We start from the raw sequence: 17,868 nt of genomic DNA on the forward strand, positions 1-17,868 counted from the left end.
GGCGGATCAGCCGGAACGGGGCGGATCAGCTGGGGACAGGGGGACGGACCGTTGGTGACGGGCCGGGCGGGGACCGGGCCGGGCGGGGACCGGGGCCGGTCAGACCGGGATCGGGGCGTGCTCCGACTCGGGCAGCGACCGCGACGGCGGCACGACGAACTTGTAGCCGACCTGGCGCACGGTGCCGATCATCGACTCGTACTCCGAGCCGAGCTTCGCCCGCAGCCGCCGCACGTGCACGTCCACGGTGCGGGTGCCGCCGAAGTAGTCGTAGCCCCAGACCTCGCGCAGCAGCTGGTCCCGGGTGAAGACCCGACCCGGGTGCTGGGCCAGGAACTTCAACAGCTCGAACTCCTTGTACGTCAGGTCGAGCGGCCGGCCCTTGAGCTTCGCGGCATACGTGTCGGGGTCGATGCTCAGCTCGCCGGCCCGGATCGAGCCGCCGGCACCGGACGTGGCGTTGCTCAACCTGCCGACCGCCAGCCGCAGCCGCGCCTCCACCTCGGCCGGACCGGCGCTGGCGAGGATGACGTCGTCGACGCCCCAGTCCGCGTTCAGCGCGATCAGCCCGGCCTCGGTGACCACCGCGACCAGCGGCACCCCGAGCCCGGTGGCATGCAGCATCCGACAGGTGGCCCGGGCCTCGCTCAGCTCCGAGCGCGCGTCCACGAGGACGGCGTCGGGGCTTGGACCGGCAACCAGCGTGCGGACGTCGCGGGGCGCGGTGCGCACCGAGTGTGGCAGCAGGTCGAGCGCCGGCAGCACCACCGATGGTTCACCTGCGCGCGCGGTCACCAGCAGCAGGATCTCCACACGATCACCTCCGTCCCGGCGGCCTTCACGGCCGCGCGCGACCAGCGGCACCCTGAGGCGGGGTGCGCTGAGAACTTGCGTGGGTCCCGGCGTCGCTGACGGGCGGGTAACGGCTTGAGCGTAACCGATCGCTCCGTCCGTGCCTCCAGGTCGTTTCCCGTTTGTCGGCCTTGCCCACGAACGCGCCACAGGTTTTAACGTCACGGAAACCGTGGCCACCGATCCGACACCCCGGTCTGGCACGATCAGGTCGTGTTTCCCTCGACCTCCTCCGAGGCCGGCCGGGACCCGTGGGCCGACGACGTCCACCCTGGGCCGGCCGGTCGTGCGCATCCACCGGCCCCGCGCACCGGCCCGGACGTCGACGACGACGGGCCCCCGGCCCGCCGCGGGCGGCCCCGTCGGCTGCGCCGGGGCGGCGAGCCCGCCCGGCGGCCCGACGACGAGGCCGTCGAGGAGCTGGAAGAGGAGGAGATCGAGCCGGTCGAGGTGCGCCGGCCGCTCGCCCTGACCGTCGCCGGGTTCGCCGCGCTGCTCGGCGTCGGCCTGGTGCTCGGCGCGCAGACCGCCGGGCCCGGGCACCGGCTGCCCTTCGCGCTCATCATCTTCGGCGTACAACTGATCTTCGTGCTGGCCTGGACGATGGCCATGCGCCCGCCCGCGTTGCTGCTGGTGGCGGTCACCAGCGCCGTGGTGGCCGCCGCCGCCGACGTCGCCGCCGTGCGGTCCGACGTCGCCGGCCTCGCCCCGCTGGGCTACCTGGCCGCCGGAGGCTTCCTGCTCGGCGTGCTCGGGCAGCTGGTCCGCCGGGTCGACCGGGTCCGGGTCACCGACTCGCTCGGCACCACGCTGCTGATCGTGGTGGGCGTGGTCGCGTTCGCCACGCTGATCGTGCTCAGCCGGATCCCGGCGGGCACCCAGGCGATCACCGTCTGCCTCACCGCCACCGGCGTCGCGCTCACCGTGGCCCGGATCACCGACGCGGTGCTGCCCTGGCCCCGGCTCGCCCCGCAGGTGCCCCGGGGGGCGGCCGGCGTCGTGATCGGCGCGATGGTCGGCACCCTCGCCAGCGCCGTCCTCGGCAGCTTCCTGGTCAGCTTCACCCCGACCAGCGGAGCGGTGATCGGCCTGGTCACCGCCGCCACCGCCGTGCTCGCCGACCTCGCCGTCGGATACGCGGAGGCGGGGCGGCTGATGGCCGGCGAGCCGCCGACGATGTGGGTCGCCCGGCACATGCAGGGCCCGCTCGGCGGCTTCGCCCTGGCCGCCCCGGCGGCGTACGCCATGTGCGTGCTGTTCCTCTGACGCCCCCTGCGGGCGGGCCGAGGGCCGGCCGAACGGGCCGTGCGGCGCGACGGACGGTTGGCGCTTTCCCGCTTCGGGTACTCTCCGGGGCGCCGCTCGGGCGGCACCGGTGCCAGGGGCGCGCCGGCACGACAGAAGGAGGCGGCGTGGCGACGGCCCACCCGGCGTACGAGGAACGTCCCCGGCGACGCGGGCGCAAGGTACTCATCACGCTGGTGGTCCTGCTGCTGATCCTGGGCGGGCTGCTGGTGGCCGCCGACCGGGTGGCCGCCGGGGTGGCCGAGCGGGCCATCACCGACCAGGTCAGCCAGCAGATCACCAAGCAGGGCGCCCAGTCCTCGCCGCCCGAGGTCGAGGTCGGCGGCTTCCCGTTCCTCACCCAGGTGCTCGACGGCAGGTACGAACGGATCTCCATCCGGCTGCGCGACGTGCGGGGCTCGGTCAACGGCGACGCGGTGGCCCTGCCCGAGTTGGACGTCGACGCCCGCAACGTGCGGGCCTCCCTGGAGACCCTGCGCACCCAGCAGGGCGACGTGGTCGCCGAGACCGTCGACGGCACCGGCACCATCACGTACGAGAGCCTGGCCGCGCTCCTCGACCGGCCCGGCCTGACCCTCGGCCAGCGCGACGGCCGGCTCGCCGTCACCGCCCCCGTCGACATCCTCGGGCAGAAGCTGACGCTCACCGGGACCGCCGACGTGACCGTCGGCAAGGAGGGCGCGATCTCGCTGCGCTTCAACGACGTCGACGCCGAGGGGCTGCCGAACATCCCGCTGGCCCGCACCCTGCTGAGCAACTACGCCAAGGACATCTCGATCGACGTCCCCCTGCCCGACCTGCCGTTCCAGCTCGCGGTGCGCGAGGTCAGGCCGCTGCCGCAGGGCCTGGCGGTGACCGCCGCCGCCAAGGACGTCCCGATCAACTCGGCCGGCTGACCGCCCGCGCTCGCCCGCACGGTGAGCGCCCGCCCGGCGACTGTCCGTCGGGACGGGCGTCCCGGATGCTGGTCGGGGCGGTGGCGTTCCCCGGGATGGCTGGTAGTGTCCCTGCTCATGGGGACGCTCCTCACCAAACGGCGCGCGGTCGACCTGTGCCGCGTGGCCACCTGCCTGTGTCGCCCCGTCATCTGACGGCGGGGCTGTCCTCGGCCGCCTGACGGCGGCCACCGGCCACAGGGTCTGCGTACCCTCCCGGTTCTTCCCCCTGAACGCCCGGCAGCGGCGCCGTCGCACGAACCCGTGATCCCGTCCTTTCTCTGGGTCCCGCGCGTGGTGCGACAGCTACAGACTTCGTCCTCGCGCAGGCTCACCATCCACCTCACCAGGGAGTGATCTGATGAGTCGCGACACCGCACTCGTCTCGGCCGAGTGGGCCGAGAAGAACATCGACGCCCCGGGCGTCGTCTTCGTCGAGGTCGACGAAGACACCTCGGCCTACGACACCGGCCACATCGCCGGCGCGATCAAGCTCGACTGGCGCACCGACCTCCAGGACCCGGTCCGCCGGGACTTCGTCAACAAGTCCCAGTTCGAGGCGCTGCTCTCCGAGCGCGGCATCTCCAACGACGACGTCGTCGTCCTCTACGGCGGCAACAACAACTGGTTCGCCGCGTACGCGTACTGGTACTTCAAGCTCTACGGCCACCGCGACGTCAAGCTGCTCGACGGCGGCCGCAAGAAGTGGGAGCTGGACGCCCGCCCGCTGGTGACCGACGCGGTGACCCGCCCGGCCACCCAGTACGTCGCGCAGGAGCCGGACACCTCGATCCGCGCCTTCCGCGACGAGGTCGTCGCCGCGATCGGGACCAAGAACCTGGTCGACGTGCGCAGCCCCGACGAGTTCGCCGGCCGGCTGCTCGCCCCCGCCCACCTCCCGCAGGAGCAGGCGCAGCGCGCCGGCCACATCCCCACCGCGATCAGCGTGCCGTGGTCCAAGGCGGCGAACGAGGACGGCACCTTCAAGTCCGACGACGAGCTGCGCAAGATCTACGCCGCGGCCGGGCTGGACGACAGCAAGGAAACCATCGCCTACTGCCGGATCGGCGAGCGCTCCTCGCACACCTGGTTCGTGCTCCAGGAGCTGCTCGGCCACGCCAACGTGAAGAACTACGACGGATCCTGGACCGAGTACGGCTCGCTGGTCGGCGTGCCGGTCGCGCTCGGCGACGAGCCCGGGGAGGCCTGAGCCATGACTGCTCCCACCGCTCCTACCGCTGCCGGGTGCGCCGCGCCCGACCAGGCCGCCCCGCTGCCGGCGAGCCTGGACCTGGAGAAGGAGACCGTCATCACCGGCGCCGTCCGGTCCGAGGCGGGCGACACCGTCGCGGGCGCGTACGTCCGGCTGCTCGACTCGACCGGTGAGTTCACCGCCGAGGTGGTCACCTCGCCGGCCGGCCAGTTCCGGTTCTTCGCCGCCCCGGGCACCTGGACGCTGCGGGCGCTGTCCCGGCACGGCAACGGCGACACCACCGTGACGGCCGCGCGCGGCATCAACGAGGTAACGGTCACCGTAGCGCCCTGAGGTGCAAGGAAGGGCCCCCTGTCAACGCTTTCTGTATAGGAAGGGCCCCCTCCTAACATCTCGGCATCGCACGCGCATCGGCTCGGGCCGGTCGCCCCGCACAAGGGGTGACCGGCCCGAGCCGTGTCGGCCTCGGGAGCGCCTCACGACGTGCAGCCGCCGGCATGATCGACGCGCCGCACGCAGCGGCGTCGACCGCCGAGCCGCCGGTCGCAGCAGACCTGGTGCTGCGCGTCCGGCGCGCCCTGCTCCGACGCCGTGGTCTCGCCGAGCCCTGGCTCCGGCAGGAACGCCAGCGACCTGCCGATCGCGCGGGCCAGCAGCCGCGCCGCCGGCAAGGGCATCTTCGTCACCGATCCGGCGACCTGGCTGCGCAAGCCCTGACCGGCGAGATCTTGGCAGAATTCGGCCCCCAGAGGGGCCACAAACTTTCAAGATCTCCTGTTCCCGCGCCGCCAGGCGCGGGCGGGGCGGGCGGGGTGGGCGGGGCGGGGTAGGGCGGGCATGATCGTGCTCGATCAGGGATCGAGTGGCCTCCCACGCGGGAAACGCGGGGCGACGCCACTCTTTCCCCGATCGAGCGGGGCCTCCCTCCCGCCAGGCGCGGTCTTGCGCCCCGAGCGGGTGCGCCCGTACGGATGCCCCGAGCGGGCGCGGAGGGCGCTTACCCGTCCGACGCCTGTTCGGCTGCGCGCTGCACCCGGGCGCGGTGCTCCGCCCACCGGCTCGCGTCGGCGTACGGCAGGTTGTCGATGCCCCGCAGCAGCCCGGCGGTGCCGTCGATCGTCTCCCGGACGATGTCCGCGTGCCCGGCGTGCCGGTGGCTCTCTGCGGTCACGTGCACCAGGACCCGGTGCAGGGTCACGTCGTTGCGGCCGGCCGGCCACCAGGGCACGGTGCCGGTCGCGTCGAGCGGCAGCGCCTCGATCGTCGCGTCGGCGTGTGCCCAGGCCCGGCGGTAGAGCGCGACGATCTGCGCGCGAGACTCGTCGGCGGTCGCCCACATGTCCGCGTTGGGGTCGGCGTCGGAGTCGAACCAGGGCATCGGCTCGTCGTACGGGCGGCCGAAGGTCGGCCCGAAGTAGCCGAACTCGACGCCGGCCAGGTGCTTGACCAGCCCCAGCAGGTTGGTGCCGGTCGGGGTCACGGGCCGGCGGATGTCGTACTCCGAGAGCCCGTCGAGCTTCCACAGCAGGGCCTCGCGGGCGTCACGCAGATACTGGTGCAGGTCGGCCTTGGCATCGGGTGGCGTCATCCGCACACCCTCCCACCCGCCTCCCCACCCCACCCGCACCCGCACCCGCCGCACCCCCGTCCCTGCCGCCACCCCCCCGCCTGCGCCGATCTTGCACTTTGGGCCCCGATTCTGTCCCTTTTGCTGCTTATGCGGGGGCCGAAACTGCAAGATCGCGGAGAGGGGGGAGGGGGTGGGGGAGGGGGAGCGGGGAGGGGGAGCCGGGGCGGGGAGTCGGGGGTGGGGGTGGGGCAGGCAGGGGTCAGTTGCCTCGGCGGCGGAGCTTGGCGCCCCACTGGGCGACCGTCACCAGCAGCGCGCCGACGCCGAGGGCGAGGGCGCCGATCAGGCCGACGGCCGCCGTGGAGGCGCCCGTCACCGGCAGATCCTGGCTCGCGGACATGTTCACCTCCCTCACGCGTCCGTGGCGGAGGGGACGGCGAGGCGGGTGGGGGAGGCCCACACGCACCGGTCCACCGTTGGCTGGCGGATGGCCTTGACCAGGGCGTGCACCAGGATCACCCGGTACAGCAGGTCGGCCAGCACGATCGTCGGCAGGAAGAGCAGCAGGCGGGGGCGGCGCAGCCGCCAGGCGGCGAGCGCGACCCAGAGCCCCTGGCCGGCGAGCAGGAGCAGCAGGCCCGTGCCGAGGCCCGGCCCGGCGGTGGCGAGCAGCCACAGCGTGAGCGGCGCGCCGAGCACGTAGAGCAGCCAGTGCGCCATGAGCAGCACGTACGCGTAGTCGAAGCGGGTGTTCCGGCGGCCGACGGAGTGCCCGATGATGCCCTGGAAGGTGCCCCACAGCCAGCGCAGGTTCTGCTTGTACCAGTCCCGGCCGTTCGTCGGGTCCTGCAACAGCGCGGTGGCGCGGGGGGCGTACACGACGCGGCCCAGGCCCCGGCGGTGCGTCTCCAGCACCCAGTACGTGTCGTCGACGATGTACGGCGGCTGCTGCGGCAGCAGCACGTCGAGCAGCTCCGTGCGGTAGATCGAGTTCGAGCCGGAGATGCAGTTCATGACGTTGAAGTGGCTCTGGATGCGGCGTACGACGGCCTGGTAGTTCCAGTAGCTGTAGGCGCGCTTGGCCAGCCACGGGTTCCACCGCCGCTCCGGCGGCCACCAGGTGACGTTGTGCCCGACGACGATCGCCACCCGCTCGGTGAGGTGCGCCAGCGCGGCGGTGACGAAGTCGGGCGCGACCAGCACGTCGTCGTCGAGGATGGCGACGGCCCGGTACGCCGTGCCGAGCCCGAACCGGACGTACCCGGCGTGCAGGGCGGCGGGCTTGCCGACGTTCTCCGTGAGCTCCAGCACCTCGGCGCCGGCCTCGGCGGCCTCCCGCGCGGTCGCGTCGGTGGAGGCGTCGGAGACCACGTAGACCCGGGCGCCGGTGGCGCGGGCGGCCCGCACCGCTCCGGCGATCGTCGCCGCCCCGTTCCGGCAGGCGATCATGATGGCCACCTCGTCGGGGGCGACCGGCCGGTACCGGGGGAACTCGGGGCGCTCGCCGTGCCGGGTGACCCGCTCGGGGCGGAGGAAGCCGTAGCCGAACGCGGCCACGAGGAGGAACAGAATGATCCCACCGAGAGTAATCGTGGAGATCAGGAGAGCTTCCCGCATGAGGCCCATTTCGCAGGTGAGAGGGTATGCGAAGGCCGCTCACGTTGCGGCGCTGCGGTAACGCTACGTGTTCTTCCGGCGGTCGCCAAATGCCGGCCCGGGTTCTGGCCGTTCGGCCGACCCGCCGGCCCCGCCCGGTGGAGTCGCCGCCGGTCAGGGGCACGATGCGCCGCGCGCCGACCGGGCGTTCGGCCCCGCGTGACACGATGAGCGGGTGAGTGGTGCTGCCCCCGCCGGATACGCCCCGCCGACCGGTCCCGGCGGAAACGGAGAGCCGACGCCGCCGGCCCGCCGGTCCCGTTGGCTGCTCGTGGCGACCGTGGGCTGGGCGGTGCTGCTCGGCGTACTCACCTGGGTCTCGGTCCGCGACGACGGGCCGACGGTCCGCGAGCAGCGCAGCCTGGCCCAGGCCGGGCCGGTGGTCGACCGCGCGGTGGGCGAGCTGGTCGCGGCGGCCGGCGACCGGGCCGTCGCGCTCACGCCGGCCCGGACGGAGCCCGGCTGCCGGGTGACCCCCCTGCTCGACGGCGCGACCCTGGAGCGCGGCGTGGAGATCCTCGACCCCGCCGCCGACCCGCGCGCGGTGCTCACCGAGCTCGCCGACCGGCTGCCGGCCGGCTGGGAGGCCGGGGTCCGGGTGACCGGCGACGGCCCCCGCCTGCGGGCCGACGCGGGGGAGTTCGTGCTGGTCGAGGGTCGCCCGGCCGGCGACGGCCGGCTCCGGCTGACCGTCCGCACCGGGTGCCGGCCCGTCGGCGACGGCTACCGCCCGCCCTCCGCGCAGGGCGGCCCGGAGGCCGACGCGCTCGCCGCCGCCCGGCGGGCGTTGTCCGCCCCCGCCGGCCCGGCCCCCGAGCTGCTCGCCGCGCCGTGCCCCGGCGGCGACCGCCAGGCCCGCACCGCCCGTGTCACCCTCGACCCCGTCCCGGCCGCGCCGGCCACCGCGCTCGCCCCGGCCGCCGGCCGCGCGGTCCTGTTCGACACCCCCGAGGGGTACGCCTACCGTGCCGGCGGGGTCACGGTGGCCCTCTCCGGCGGCGACCTCACCGCCACCACGTCCTGCCGCTGAGCACCCGGGGCGGCAGGCCCGGCAGGGCTCAGCGGCGCACCGGGTCGCTCGCGGTGCGGCTGCGGCCCAGCGCGTCGACCAGCCCCCACCGGCCGGGGATGTCGAGCAGCTCCACCCGGCCCATGCCCTCCGGCACCGCCGGATCGATGATCAGGTGCTCGCCCTGCGGCTCCAGGCCGAGCATCACCCGCAGCAGCAGCAGCGGGGTGCCGGCCGACCACGCCTGCGGGCTGCATGCGGTCGGATACTCCACCGGATAGTCGGTGAGGTCCCGCTCGTAGCCGGCGAACGCCTCCGGCAGCCGCCCGCCGAAGTGCCGGGACGCGGAGAAGATCCCCTCGCAGATCCGGCCGGCCTCCTCGCGGAAGCCGTACCGCCACAGGCCCCACGCGATGATCGAGTTGTCGAACGGCCACACCGTGCCGACGTGGTAGCCGATCGGGTTGTAGCGGCCCTGGTCGTCGGCGAGCGTACGCACGCCCCAGCCGGAGAACAGCCGGGGCCCGAGCAGGTGCGCGGCGACCGGCCCGGCCTTGTCGGCGTCGACGATCCCGCTCCACAGCAGGTGGCCGATGTTCGACGACAGGGCGTCGACGGGCTGCCCGTCCTGGTCCAGCGCCAGCGCGTAGAACTCGCGGTCGGGCAGCCAGAAGTCCCGGTTGAACCGCTCCTTCAGCTCCGCCGCCTCCCGCTCCAGCCGCTCCGCGTACGCGGGATCGTGCCAGACCTCGCGGGCCAGCCGCGCCCCGCGCAGCTTCGCGTCGTACGCGTACCCCTGGGTCTCGCAGGTGGCTCGGGGGAAGCCCGGCAGCCGGCCGTCGGCGTAGGAGATCGCGTCCCAGGAGTCCTTCCAGCACTGGTTCGCCAACCCCGTCGCCGGGTTGCGGGTCCGGTACCAGACGTACCCGGTGCCCAGCAGGTCGCCGTACGTGTCGATCCACTCCAGCGCGCCCCGGGCCGCGGCCTCCAACTGCCGCACCAGCCCGGTGTCGCCCGTCCACCGCTCGTACTCGTCGAGCAGGATCACGAACAGGGGCGTCGAGTCGGCGGCGCCGTAGTACGGCGAGTGCGGCTGCTCCTCGAACCCGGCCGTCTCGCCGTACCGCAGCTCGTGCAGGATCTTGCCGGGCTCCTCGTCGCGGAAGTCGTCGATCCGGAACCCCTGGAGACCGGCCAGCATGGTGATCGTCGGCGGCACCACGTCCGGCAGGAACGGCAGCACCTGGAGCGAGGTGAAGATGCTGTCCCGACCGAACAGGGTCATGAACCAGGGCAGCCCGGCGGCCATCAGCCGCACCCCGAGGGCGATCGACTCGTAGCGCAGGGCCGCCAGGTCGTTCAGGCTCCGCAGGTACGCCCCGGCCAGCGGCTCGCAGTCGCAGCCGAGCTTCGGTGCCCGCGCGATGACCTCCTCGTGTTCGGTCTGGATGTCGGCGATGGACCGGTGCGCGCCGAGCGGCAGGCTGTCCCGGACGTCCTCGCCCCGGGCCCCGTAGATCACCGTCTGGACGTCGAGCCGGGTGGTCCACTCCCCGTGCGGCTCGACGCGCACCCGGAACGTCATCCCCGTCGGGTCGACGGTCGCCGTGGCGCTGCTGACCACCACGGTCTCCCGGTGGAAACCCTCGCGCCGGTAGGTGAACCGCAGCTCGTCCTCCCCCGGGGCGGCGGTGGCCCGGCCCGTCTTGCGCCGGGTCTGCTTGATCTCGAACAGGTCGGCGAAGTCGGCCCCCATGTCGACCCGGACGACGAACACGACCTCGCGCCCGGAGTGGTTGAGGACGGTCAGCTCCTCGGCGAAGCTGCCGCCGATGGACCGGCTGCGGATCACCGACACCTTCGCGTCCAGGTAGTGCGAGGGCGCGCCGGGCACCAGGAAGAACCGGGTGCGGTACGAGAACGCGTCGTCGACGGAGAGCGGATGCAGCCGCTCCCCGTCGACGGTCAGCACCCAGGTCGACAGGAACCGCGTGTCGAAGGAGAACAACCCGGTCGGGAAGTCCTGCGCCGGCTCGATGTCGCCCCGCCGGTCGCTGACCAAGAAGGTGTTGCCGTCGAGGATGCTGACCTGCCCCCTCACGCCGGCTTCCTCACCCCGGCCGCCCGGTCTGCTCCCGGGCCACCGCCCGGGGATCCCGGGTGCCCGGCCGCTGCGGGAAGAACCGCCGGAAGGCGAGGTAGAGCACCACGTCGCCGGCGAGCGTGCTCTCGTTGCGCAGCATCGACGAGATGCCGTGCGCCCGGCCCGTGACGAGCCGGTCGAAGAGGTCGGCGCTGCCGAACCAGTAGGCGTCCGCCGGCCCGGTCTCCCGGGTGACCCGGGCCGAGCCGGGGGCCATCTCGACCCGCCAGTGCTCGCTGTGGTCGCCGGTGGTGAGCCGGAGCTGGAGCGTGCCCCGCACCGGGCCGCGCAGGACGGCGGGGGCGCGCGCCGGCAGCGACGCGAAGAACCGCTCCGTCGCCTCGGTCGTCTCCCCGGTCACAGGGGAGATCGTAGGCAGCGCAGGGGACGAACCGGGTGGTTATCGACACTCAGTAGACGAGTGCCCGCGCACCCTCGGCCATCGCCTCCTCGACGAAGACCGCCGCCCCGGCGATCCGCACCCCGGGCAGCACGTCGCCGGGGCCGATGTCCCGCCGGGCCGCGCACTGGGTGCAGGCGGTCACCCGGCCCGTCGTCAGGATCACGTGCAGCAGCTCGCCCAGCGGCGCGGAGTGCGGCAGCTCGAACTGCTGCGCCCGCCCCGGCAGCGCGAACCAGGTCGATTCCCCGGTCAGCCAGAGCGACACGTCCACCCCGGCGGCGGCGGCCGTGGCGGCGACGGTGAAGGCCTGGGCGCACCGCTCCGGGGCGTCGGCCCCGGCGGTCGCCTTGACGACGAGAGAGCGGGCCATGGGGCCCAGCATAGGATGGCCGGGATGGTTACCGAGATCGGGTTCGTCAGCCTGCTGGTCGCCGGCCTGGGCGCGCTCGCCGGTGGCCTGGTCTACGCTGCCGTGCGCATTTCGAGAGGACGTTGGTGACCTGGTGAGCGACGAGAACCCCCTCCAGCCGCCGTGGCTGAACGCGCCCCCGGTCGACCCGTACCCGTACGAGGAGAGTCACGACCTGCGCGTCGGCCCGAAGCTCCACCCGACGCTGGACGGCCTGCTGCCGTACGTCGGGGTGTGGCGCGGCCGGGGCCGGGGCGGCTACCCGACGATCGAGGACTTCGACTTCGCCCAGGAGATCCGGATCAGCCACGACGGCCGGCCGTTCCTGCACTACGAGTCGCGGGCGTGGATCCTCGACGAGCAGAGCCGGCCGGTGCGCGCCGGCGGCCGGGAGATCGGCTGGTGGCGTCCGGTGCTCGACGGCGACGGCCGGGCAACCGACGAGCTGGAGGCCCTCATGTCGGTGCCGACGGGCGTGATGGAGCTGCACATCGGCAAGCGCAAGGGCACCCAGGTCGAGTTCGTCACCGACGCCGTGGTGCGCACCGCCACGGCCAAGGAGGTCACCGCCGGCCACCGCCTCTTCGGCATCGTCGAGGGCGCCCTGCTCTACGCGCAGGACATGGCCGCCGTGGGCCACTCCCTGACCCCGCACCTCTCGGCCCGCCTGATCCGCGTCGCCGGCTGACCCGCGCTGCCGGCCCGGCCCTCGCCGCCCCGCGTCCTCAGCGGGGGTGGGCCAGCAGGGCCTGGGCGGCGTCGGTGTGCGCCGAGCGCGGCAGGCGCACCCCGTCCAGGGTGTGCACCGGGGCCAGCCCGCGCAGGGACGACGTGAGCCACACCCCGTCGGCGGCGCGCAGCCCCGCCGGGGTGACCATGCGCTCCTCGGCGGTCAGGCCCAGCTCGGCGGCGTGCCCCAGCAGCCAGGCGGCGGTCACCCCGGGCAGGATGCCGGTGGCGTCGGCCGGCACCGTGCACAGGGCGCGCCCGGCCACCCAGACGACGTTCGCGGTCGGCCCCTCCAGGGCGTAGCCGTCGGTGGAGACCCACAGCGCGTCGTCCACGCCGTGCCCGGCGACCCACCGGCGGGCGGCGGCGCTCACCGCGTACGACGTCGACTTGACGCCGACCGGCAGCCAGCCCAGGGCGGGGCGGGCGGTGGCGGCCACGCCCAGCGGCAGGGTCGCCACCGAGATCCCGCCGCGCCGGGCCTGCCGGGCGGCGACCGGCAGCCCGGCGAGCGTGGCGTGCGCCGACGGCGGCCCGCCGCCCTCCGGCCCCCGGGTGCAGACCAGGCGCAGCGCGCCCTCCGCGTCGACCGGCCAGCCCGCGCAGACCTCCTCCAGCAGCCCGGCCAGCACCCCGGCCGGGGGCAGCGGCAGGCCGATCCGGGCGGCCCCCCGGGCCAGCCGGGCCAGGTGCTCGTCGCGCAGCCACGGCCGGCCGCCGCGCACGTGCATGGTCTCGAAGAGCCCGTCGCCCTGGAGCGCGCCCAGGTCGTCGCCGCGCAGCACCGGCGCGCCGGCCGGCACGACGCCCCGCCCCAGCACCGCGACCCGCACGTCCGCCCCGCCGCCCGTCGCCGCCCCGCCCGCCACCTCCGCCACGACCGGTGAGCCTAGTCGCGTACCCCCGTGGCGGCCGGCGCGTCGCGGCGGCCGAACTATGATCGGACGGTGTCCGAGTCATCCCTCGCGGAAGTGCTCCGCGCCCGTGGGCTGCGGCTGACGGCGCAGCGGCAGCTGATCCTCCAGGCGGTGCTGGATCTCGGGCACGCCACACCGGAGCAGGTGCACACCGCCGTGCGCGAGGTCGCCGCCGGGGTCAACATCACCACCATCTACCGCACGCTGGAGCTGCTGGAACGCCTCGGCCTGGTGACCCACACCCACCTGTCGCACGGCTCGCCCACCTACCACGCGGCCGGCGAGCACCAGCACGTCCACCTGGTCTGCCGCGAGTGCGGCGCGATCGACGAGATCGACCCGGAGCTGCTCGGGCCGCTGGCCGACCGGCTGGTCGCCGAGCGCGGGTTCCGGGTGGACATCGGGCACGTGGCGCTGTTCGGCGTCTGCGGCCGGTGTGGGGAGGAGCCCGCGGGCGAAGGCGTTCCGGGCCGGGGCGAGGACGGGGAGCAGCAATGATCGACATCGCAGGCGCGGTGGCCACCGACGCCATCGACGAGGAGACCCGGGACCAGCCGGAGCCGGCGCACCGGGCGGCCGGGGTGCGGCCCGTCGCCGCCCACTACGGCGACCCGCTGCGGGAGCAGCGCGTCCTCGACACCGCCGTCGGCCTCGTCGACCGGTCACACCGGGGCGTCGTCGCCGTGCCCGGCGAGGAGCGCATCGGCTGGCTGCACACCCTCACCACCCAGCACCTCGCCGCCCTGGCCCCGGGCGAGGGCACCGAGCTGCTGGTGCTCTCCCCACACGGCCACGTCGAGCAGCACGCCATGGTCGCCGAGGACGGCGACACCACCTGGCTCGACACCGAGCCCGGGGCCACCGGGGGCCTGCTGACGTACCTGGAGAAGATGCGGTTCTTCAGCAAGGTCGAGCCGCGCGACGCCACCGCCGAGCACGCCCTGCTCTCGCTGGTCGGCCCCGAGGCGACCGGGGCGCTCGCCACGCTGGGCGTGACCGGGCTGGCCGCGCCCGACGCCGTCGCGGTGCCCGGCCCGAAGTTCCGCGCCGGCGAACTGCCGCCCCGCCCCACCGTCCGCTACGCTGTCGCGCCGCTGCCCGGCGGCGGGTGGGCCCGCCGGGGCCCGCTGGGCGTGGACCTGCTGGTGCCCCGGCCCGCCATGGACCGGGTCGTCGCCGAGCTGCGCGCGGCCGGGGTGCCGCCGGTGGGGCTGTGGGCGTACGAGGCGATCCGGGTGGCCGCCCGGCGGGCCCGGGTCGGGGTGGACACCGACCACCGGACCATCCCGGCCGAGGTGGACCTGATCGCCCCGGCGGTGCACCTGGACAAGGGCTGCTACCGGGGCCAGGAGACGGTGGCCCGGGTGCACAACATGGGTCGGCCGCCGCGTCGCCTCGTCCTGCTGCACCTGGACGGGGTGACCACCGACCGGCTGCCGGCGGCCGGCACGCCGGTGACCCTCGACGGCCGGGCGGTCGGCTTCGTCGGCACGGCGGTGCTGCACCACGAGCTGGGCCAGGTCGCGCTGGCGGTGCTGAAGCGCAACGTCCCCGACGACGCCCGCCTGCTGGTCGGCGAGTCGGCCGCCGCCATCGAGTAAGGAAGGGCCCCCTGTTAACGCTTTCTGTATAGGAAGGGCCCCCTCCTAACACCGCAGCCGGCGCGCAGTCGCACCGCAGCCGGCGTGCGGGCGGGGAGTGAGCGGCGCGCGGCGTTGCGACCGGCTGGCGGACGGGCGCGTCCGCTGGGGGAGCGCGCGCCGTCGACCGGGCCCCCGCCGGGCGTCTAGGATCGCCGGCATGACGACAGGGACGTTGATCACGGTTGCCCCCACCGGCGCGGAGTCGGCCAAGGCGGAGGTCCCGGCGCTGCCGGTGACCCTCGACGAGCTGATGCTGACCGCCAAGGAGTGCGAGGCGCTCGGCGCCGCCGTGATCCACGTCCACATCCGCGACGACGAGGCCCGGCCCACACTCGACCAGGGGCGGCTGCGGGAGACCGTGGCGGCCCTGCGCGAGGGCACCGACCTGATCGTGCAGCTCTCCACCGGCGGCGCGGTCACCGACCCGGAGGCCGACCGGCTGGCCGTCCTCGACGCCGGGCCGGACATGGCGTCCTGCACCATGGGCACGCTCAACTTCGGCGACGACGTCTTCCTCAACCGCTGGGAGTTCATCGTCGACCTGCACACCCGGATGCAGGAGCGCGGCATCGTGCCCGAGTACGAGATCTTCGACCTCGGCCACCTGACCGCCCTGCAACGGCTCCTCGGCAAGCACGGGCTGCCGCACGGCGGGCACGTGCACGTCGACTTCGTGATGGGCGTGCCGGGCGGCATGCCGGGCACCACGGCGACGCTTGCCGCCGCCCACCAGGCGCTGCGCGACCTGCCGGAGGGCACCACGTTCTCGGCCACCGGCATCGGGCGCAGCACCATCCCGGTGCTGCTGGCCTCCCTGTCGGCCGGCGGGCACCTGCGGGTCGGCATGGAGGACACGGTGACGTACGCGAAGGGCCGGCCGGTCGAGTCGAACATGCAGCTCGTGGCGCGGGCGGTGGGCTTCGCCCAGCTCGCGCAGCGCCCGCCGCTGACCACCGCCGAGGCCCGCGCCCTGCTCGGCGTCGCCCCCCGCTAGGCCACGGGCGGGCGGCGCGCGCCGGTAAGCCCCGGCCAGGCCGTCGCCCCTGTCGCGGCTCGGGTGACTGCGCTGTTCACCCGCGTTTCGCCCCCCGCCGGCCCCTCGGTACCGTCCACCCGTGAGCAAGACGTACTCCGGTGGCGTGCCGCTGGCCGAGGTGGTCCGTTCCGGGTTCGTGGAGGGGCTGCACCGCGGCTCGGTGGTGGTGCTCGACGCGGCCGGCGCGACGGTCGCCGCCGCCGGGGACGTGGCGTCCCCGGTCTTCCCCCGCTCGGCCAGCAAGCCGATGCAGACGGTCGGCATGCTCCGCGCCGGGCTGCCGCTGACCGACCCGGCCGACGTGGCGATCGTGTCGGCCAGCCACGCCGGGGAGGAGTTCCACGTGGCCCGGGTCGGCGCGCTGCTGGCCGGTGCCGGGCTGGACGAGTCCGACCTGGGCTGCCCGCCCGACCTGCCGATGGGCGAGCTGGCCCGGGAGGCGGTGCTGCGCGCGGGCGGCGGGCCCACCCGGGGCCGGATGAACTGCTCCGGCAAGCACACCGGCATGCTGCTCACCTGCCTGGCCGCCGGCTGGCCCCGGGCGGGCTACCGGCAGCCGGAGCACCCGTTGCAGCGCGCGCTGCGCTCGGCCGTCCAGGAGTGCGCCGGGGAGCCGGTGGCGGCGGTCGGGGTGGACGGCTGCGGCGCGCCGGTGCTGGCCGTGTCGCTGACCGGGCTGGCCCGCGCGTACCTGCGGCTGGTCTCGGCCGGGCCGGGCTCGCCCGAGCGGGCCGTCGCGGACGCCATGCGGGCGCACCCGGAGCTGGTCGGCGGTACCTGGGCCGAGGACAGCCGGCTGATGCGCGGCCTGCCCGGCGCGCTCGCGAAGATCGGCGCGGAGGGGGTGATCGCCGCCGCGCTCCCGGGGGTCGGCGCGGTCGCCCTGAAGGTCGACGACGGGGCTTCGCGGGCCCGGATGCCGGTCCTGGTCTCCGCGCTGCGCCGGCTGGGCGTCCGGGCGCCCGTCCTCGACGAGTACGCCGAGCTGCCGCTGCTCGGCGGCGGGATCCCGGTCGGGGCGGTCCGCCCGGTCTGGTGACGGCGATAGGAAGGGCCCCTTGTTAACAGACGTCTGTTAACAAGGGGCCCTTCCTTGCACCTCACCGCAGGAAGTCCAGCAGGGCGTCGTTGACGGCGTCCGGCCGCTCCAGGGGGAGCAGGTGCCCGGCGTCCGGCACGTCCGGCAGCCGCACCGCGCCCGGCACCTCGGCGGCGATCCGGTCGGCGAGCCGTCCGATGTCCGGCACGTCGGCGGCCCCGGCGGCCACCAGCACCGGTACGCGCAGCTCGCCGAGCCGCTCGATCGCGGGCGGGTCGAGTTCGGCCACGTCGACGGCGCTGAGCGCCAGCTCGGCCGCGAGCGCCCGGCGGTCCATCTCCTCGGCGAACCGGACCAGCTCCGGGTCGACCTCCTCGGGGCGGCGGACCGGGCCGACCACCCAGAACCGCACCTCGCCTGCCGCCGTGGCCGCGAAGTCCTCGGGGTCCGTCTCGCCCACCAGGTCGTCCCAGAGGTCGTTTGCCTCGTCGGACCACTCGCTGCCGCTGACGGCCGTGCCGAACAGGGCGAGTGCGTCGACCCGATCCGGGTATGCGAGGGCGGTGTCCAGTGCCACGGCCCCGCCGAAGGAGCACCCGACGAGGGCGGCCCGGGGCAGTCCCAGGGCGTCCAGCAGGCCGACCACGTCGTCGTGGTGGGCGAACGGGTCGGTGGGCAGCTCGGAGTCGCCGTAGCCGCGCAGGTCGACGGTGATCACGCGGTGCCGGGTGGCCAGTGCGGGCACCTGTTCCCGCCACATGCGCCGGTCGGCGATGCCGGCGTGCAGCAGGAGCACGGGCGTTCCGTCACCCGTGTCGTCGTACGCGAGGTTCGCGCCGTTGATCTCGATCTTCGTCACCTCGGGGAAGGTACGGACCGGACGCACGGCGCGCAACAGATTCACGTCGGGCGGCGCTGACCAGGGGCGGGCCGGGAGACGTGGCTGGGTTGATCGGCATCCCGCCACGCGACGACCGCGTGCCCGGCCGGCGTGAGACCTTGCTAACTC

At 74.6% G+C, this 17,868-nt stretch carries 22 protein-coding genes; 12 read left to right on the forward strand and 10 right to left on the reverse strand.

Features of this window, described 5'->3' with window-relative positions; genetic code table 11:
- Nucleotides 1-99: 99 nt before the first annotated feature.
- Entirely contained in the window at nucleotides 100-813 is a 714-nt protein-coding gene (locus HDA31_RS01310; protein WP_043965210.1) for a winged helix-turn-helix transcriptional regulator, read from the reverse strand.
- 252 nt (nucleotides 814-1,065) lie between these two features.
- Here HDA31_RS01310 and HDA31_RS01315 point away from each other — a divergent pair, with 252 nt between their 5' ends.
- The 5 genes from HDA31_RS01315 (at nucleotide 1,066) to HDA31_RS01330 (ending at nucleotide 4,638) form a co-directional block, all read left to right on the forward strand.
- Nucleotides 1,066-2,118 carry a hypothetical protein gene (locus HDA31_RS01315; protein WP_074472384.1) on the forward strand — a complete coding sequence of 351 codons (1,053 nt, stop codon included), beginning with the start codon at nucleotides 1,066-1,068 and terminating at the stop codon, nucleotides 2,116-2,118.
- A 146-nt stretch (nucleotides 2,119-2,264) separates the two neighbouring features.
- Nucleotides 2,265-3,053, forward strand: coding sequence for an LmeA family phospholipid-binding protein (locus tag HDA31_RS01320; protein ID WP_178066552.1), 789 nt, complete (start codon nucleotides 2,265-2,267; stop codon nucleotides 3,051-3,053).
- 117 nt (nucleotides 3,054-3,170) lie between these two features.
- Nucleotides 3,171-3,248 carry an Ms5788A family Cys-rich leader peptide gene (locus HDA31_RS32820; protein WP_311202345.1) on the forward strand — a complete coding sequence of 26 codons (78 nt, stop codon included), beginning with the start codon at nucleotides 3,171-3,173 and terminating at the stop codon, nucleotides 3,246-3,248.
- Nucleotides 3,249-3,453: 205 nt separating this feature from the next.
- Nucleotides 3,454-4,302 carry a sulfurtransferase gene (locus tag HDA31_RS01325; RefSeq protein ID WP_043965215.1) on the forward strand — a complete coding sequence of 283 codons (849 nt, stop codon included), beginning with the start codon at nucleotides 3,454-3,456 and terminating at the stop codon, nucleotides 4,300-4,302.
- 3 nt (nucleotides 4,303-4,305) lie between these two features.
- Complete coding sequence (locus HDA31_RS01330; protein ID WP_178066551.1) at nucleotides 4,306-4,638, forward strand: DUF1416 domain-containing protein; 333 nt, start codon at nucleotides 4,306-4,308, stop codon at nucleotides 4,636-4,638.
- 143 nt (nucleotides 4,639-4,781) lie between these two features.
- On the opposite strand, the gene HDA31_RS01335 is transcribed toward HDA31_RS01330, so the two are convergent.
- The 4 genes from HDA31_RS01335 to HDA31_RS01350 all read right to left on the reverse strand — a co-directional run bounded on the left by HDA31_RS01335 (nucleotide 4,782) and on the right by HDA31_RS01350 (nucleotide 7,492).
- Complete coding sequence (locus tag HDA31_RS01335) at nucleotides 4,782-4,991, reverse strand: hypothetical protein (RefSeq protein WP_376701351.1); 210 nt, start codon at nucleotides 4,989-4,991, stop codon at nucleotides 4,782-4,784.
- 311 nt (nucleotides 4,992-5,302) lie between these two features.
- The gene (locus HDA31_RS01340; RefSeq protein ID WP_178066550.1) at nucleotides 5,303-5,893 is read right to left on the reverse strand and encodes a DinB family protein; all 591 of its coding nucleotides are present in this window, start codon (nucleotides 5,891-5,893) and stop codon (nucleotides 5,303-5,305) included.
- A 241-nt stretch (nucleotides 5,894-6,134) separates the two neighbouring features.
- Nucleotides 6,135-6,275 carry a hypothetical protein gene (locus HDA31_RS01345; RefSeq protein WP_178066549.1) on the reverse strand — a complete coding sequence of 47 codons (141 nt, stop codon included), beginning with the start codon at nucleotides 6,273-6,275 and terminating at the stop codon, nucleotides 6,135-6,137.
- A gap of 11 nt (nucleotides 6,276-6,286) precedes the next feature.
- A complete protein-coding gene (locus HDA31_RS01350; protein WP_178066548.1) occupies nucleotides 6,287-7,492 on the reverse strand; it encodes a glycosyltransferase in 1,206 nt (401 codons plus the stop codon).
- 214 nt (nucleotides 7,493-7,706) lie between these two features.
- Between HDA31_RS01350 and HDA31_RS01355 the strand changes: the two genes are divergently transcribed.
- Nucleotides 7,707-8,561, forward strand: a complete 855-nt coding sequence (locus HDA31_RS01355; protein ID WP_178066547.1) for a hypothetical protein — start codon at nucleotides 7,707-7,709, stop codon at nucleotides 8,559-8,561.
- Nucleotides 8,562-8,589: 28 nt separating this feature from the next.
- Here HDA31_RS01355 and HDA31_RS01360 read toward each other — a convergent pair whose 3' ends face one another.
- From HDA31_RS01360 to HDA31_RS01370, 3 genes are read right to left on the reverse strand one after another with little or no spacing between them, the layout of a single operon-like run.
- The gene (locus tag HDA31_RS01360) at nucleotides 8,590-10,641 is read right to left on the reverse strand and encodes an amylo-alpha-1,6-glucosidase (protein WP_178066546.1); all 2,052 of its coding nucleotides are present in this window, start codon (nucleotides 10,639-10,641) and stop codon (nucleotides 8,590-8,592) included.
- Nucleotides 10,642-10,651: 10 nt separating this feature from the next.
- Nucleotides 10,652-11,044 carry a hypothetical protein gene (locus tag HDA31_RS01365; RefSeq protein ID WP_074472392.1) on the reverse strand — a complete coding sequence of 131 codons (393 nt, stop codon included), beginning with the start codon at nucleotides 11,042-11,044 and terminating at the stop codon, nucleotides 10,652-10,654.
- Between the two features lie 49 nt (nucleotides 11,045-11,093).
- The gene (locus HDA31_RS01370) at nucleotides 11,094-11,468 is read right to left on the reverse strand and encodes a DsrE family protein (protein ID WP_074472393.1); all 375 of its coding nucleotides are present in this window, start codon (nucleotides 11,466-11,468) and stop codon (nucleotides 11,094-11,096) included.
- 12 nt (nucleotides 11,469-11,480) lie between these two features.
- Between HDA31_RS01370 and mtfM the strand changes: the two genes are divergently transcribed.
- Both mtfM and HDA31_RS01375 read left to right on the forward strand, forming a co-directional pair.
- Nucleotides 11,481-11,585: a small membrane protein MtfM gene (gene mtfM / locus HDA31_RS32825; RefSeq protein ID WP_278129622.1), complete on the forward strand. Its 105-nt coding sequence runs from the start codon at nucleotides 11,481-11,483 to the stop codon at nucleotides 11,583-11,585.
- 4 nt (nucleotides 11,586-11,589) lie between these two features.
- The gene (locus tag HDA31_RS01375; RefSeq protein WP_178066545.1) at nucleotides 11,590-12,183 is read left to right on the forward strand and encodes a heme-binding beta-barrel domain-containing protein; all 594 of its coding nucleotides are present in this window, start codon (nucleotides 11,590-11,592) and stop codon (nucleotides 12,181-12,183) included.
- A 37-nt stretch (nucleotides 12,184-12,220) separates the two neighbouring features.
- On the opposite strand, the gene HDA31_RS01380 is transcribed toward HDA31_RS01375, so the two are convergent.
- Complete coding sequence (locus tag HDA31_RS01380) at nucleotides 12,221-13,093, reverse strand: aminotransferase class IV (RefSeq protein WP_246384725.1); 873 nt, start codon at nucleotides 13,091-13,093, stop codon at nucleotides 12,221-12,223.
- Nucleotides 13,094-13,171: 78 nt separating this feature from the next.
- On the opposite strand from HDA31_RS01380, the gene HDA31_RS01385 reads away from it, so the two are divergent.
- The 4 genes from HDA31_RS01385 (at nucleotide 13,172) to HDA31_RS01400 (ending at nucleotide 16,859) form a co-directional block, all read left to right on the forward strand.
- Nucleotides 13,172-13,639, forward strand: a complete 468-nt coding sequence (locus tag HDA31_RS01385) for a Fur family transcriptional regulator (protein WP_178066544.1) — start codon at nucleotides 13,172-13,174, stop codon at nucleotides 13,637-13,639.
- Nucleotides 13,636-14,742: a CAF17-like 4Fe-4S cluster assembly/insertion protein YgfZ gene (gene ygfZ, locus HDA31_RS01390; protein WP_178066543.1), complete on the forward strand. Its 1,107-nt coding sequence runs from the start codon at nucleotides 13,636-13,638 to the stop codon at nucleotides 14,740-14,742. Before HDA31_RS01385 ends, ygfZ begins: the two co-directional genes overlap by 4 nt.
- A gap of 199 nt (nucleotides 14,743-14,941) precedes the next feature.
- Complete coding sequence (locus HDA31_RS01395) at nucleotides 14,942-15,778, forward strand: beta-keto acid cleavage family enzyme (protein ID WP_178066542.1); 837 nt, start codon at nucleotides 14,942-14,944, stop codon at nucleotides 15,776-15,778.
- 121 nt (nucleotides 15,779-15,899) lie between these two features.
- The gene (locus HDA31_RS01400; protein ID WP_178066541.1) at nucleotides 15,900-16,859 is read left to right on the forward strand and encodes an asparaginase; all 960 of its coding nucleotides are present in this window, start codon (nucleotides 15,900-15,902) and stop codon (nucleotides 16,857-16,859) included.
- A 61-nt stretch (nucleotides 16,860-16,920) separates the two neighbouring features.
- Here HDA31_RS01400 and HDA31_RS01405 read toward each other — a convergent pair whose 3' ends face one another.
- Entirely contained in the window at nucleotides 16,921-17,718 is a 798-nt protein-coding gene (locus HDA31_RS01405) for an alpha/beta fold hydrolase (protein WP_246384168.1), read from the reverse strand.
- Between the last annotated feature and the right edge of the window lie 150 nt (nucleotides 17,719-17,868).

This window comes from Micromonospora carbonacea (genome assembly GCF_014205165.1).
GTDB classification, from domain to species: Bacteria; Actinomycetota; Actinomycetes; order Mycobacteriales; family Micromonosporaceae; genus Micromonospora; species Micromonospora carbonacea.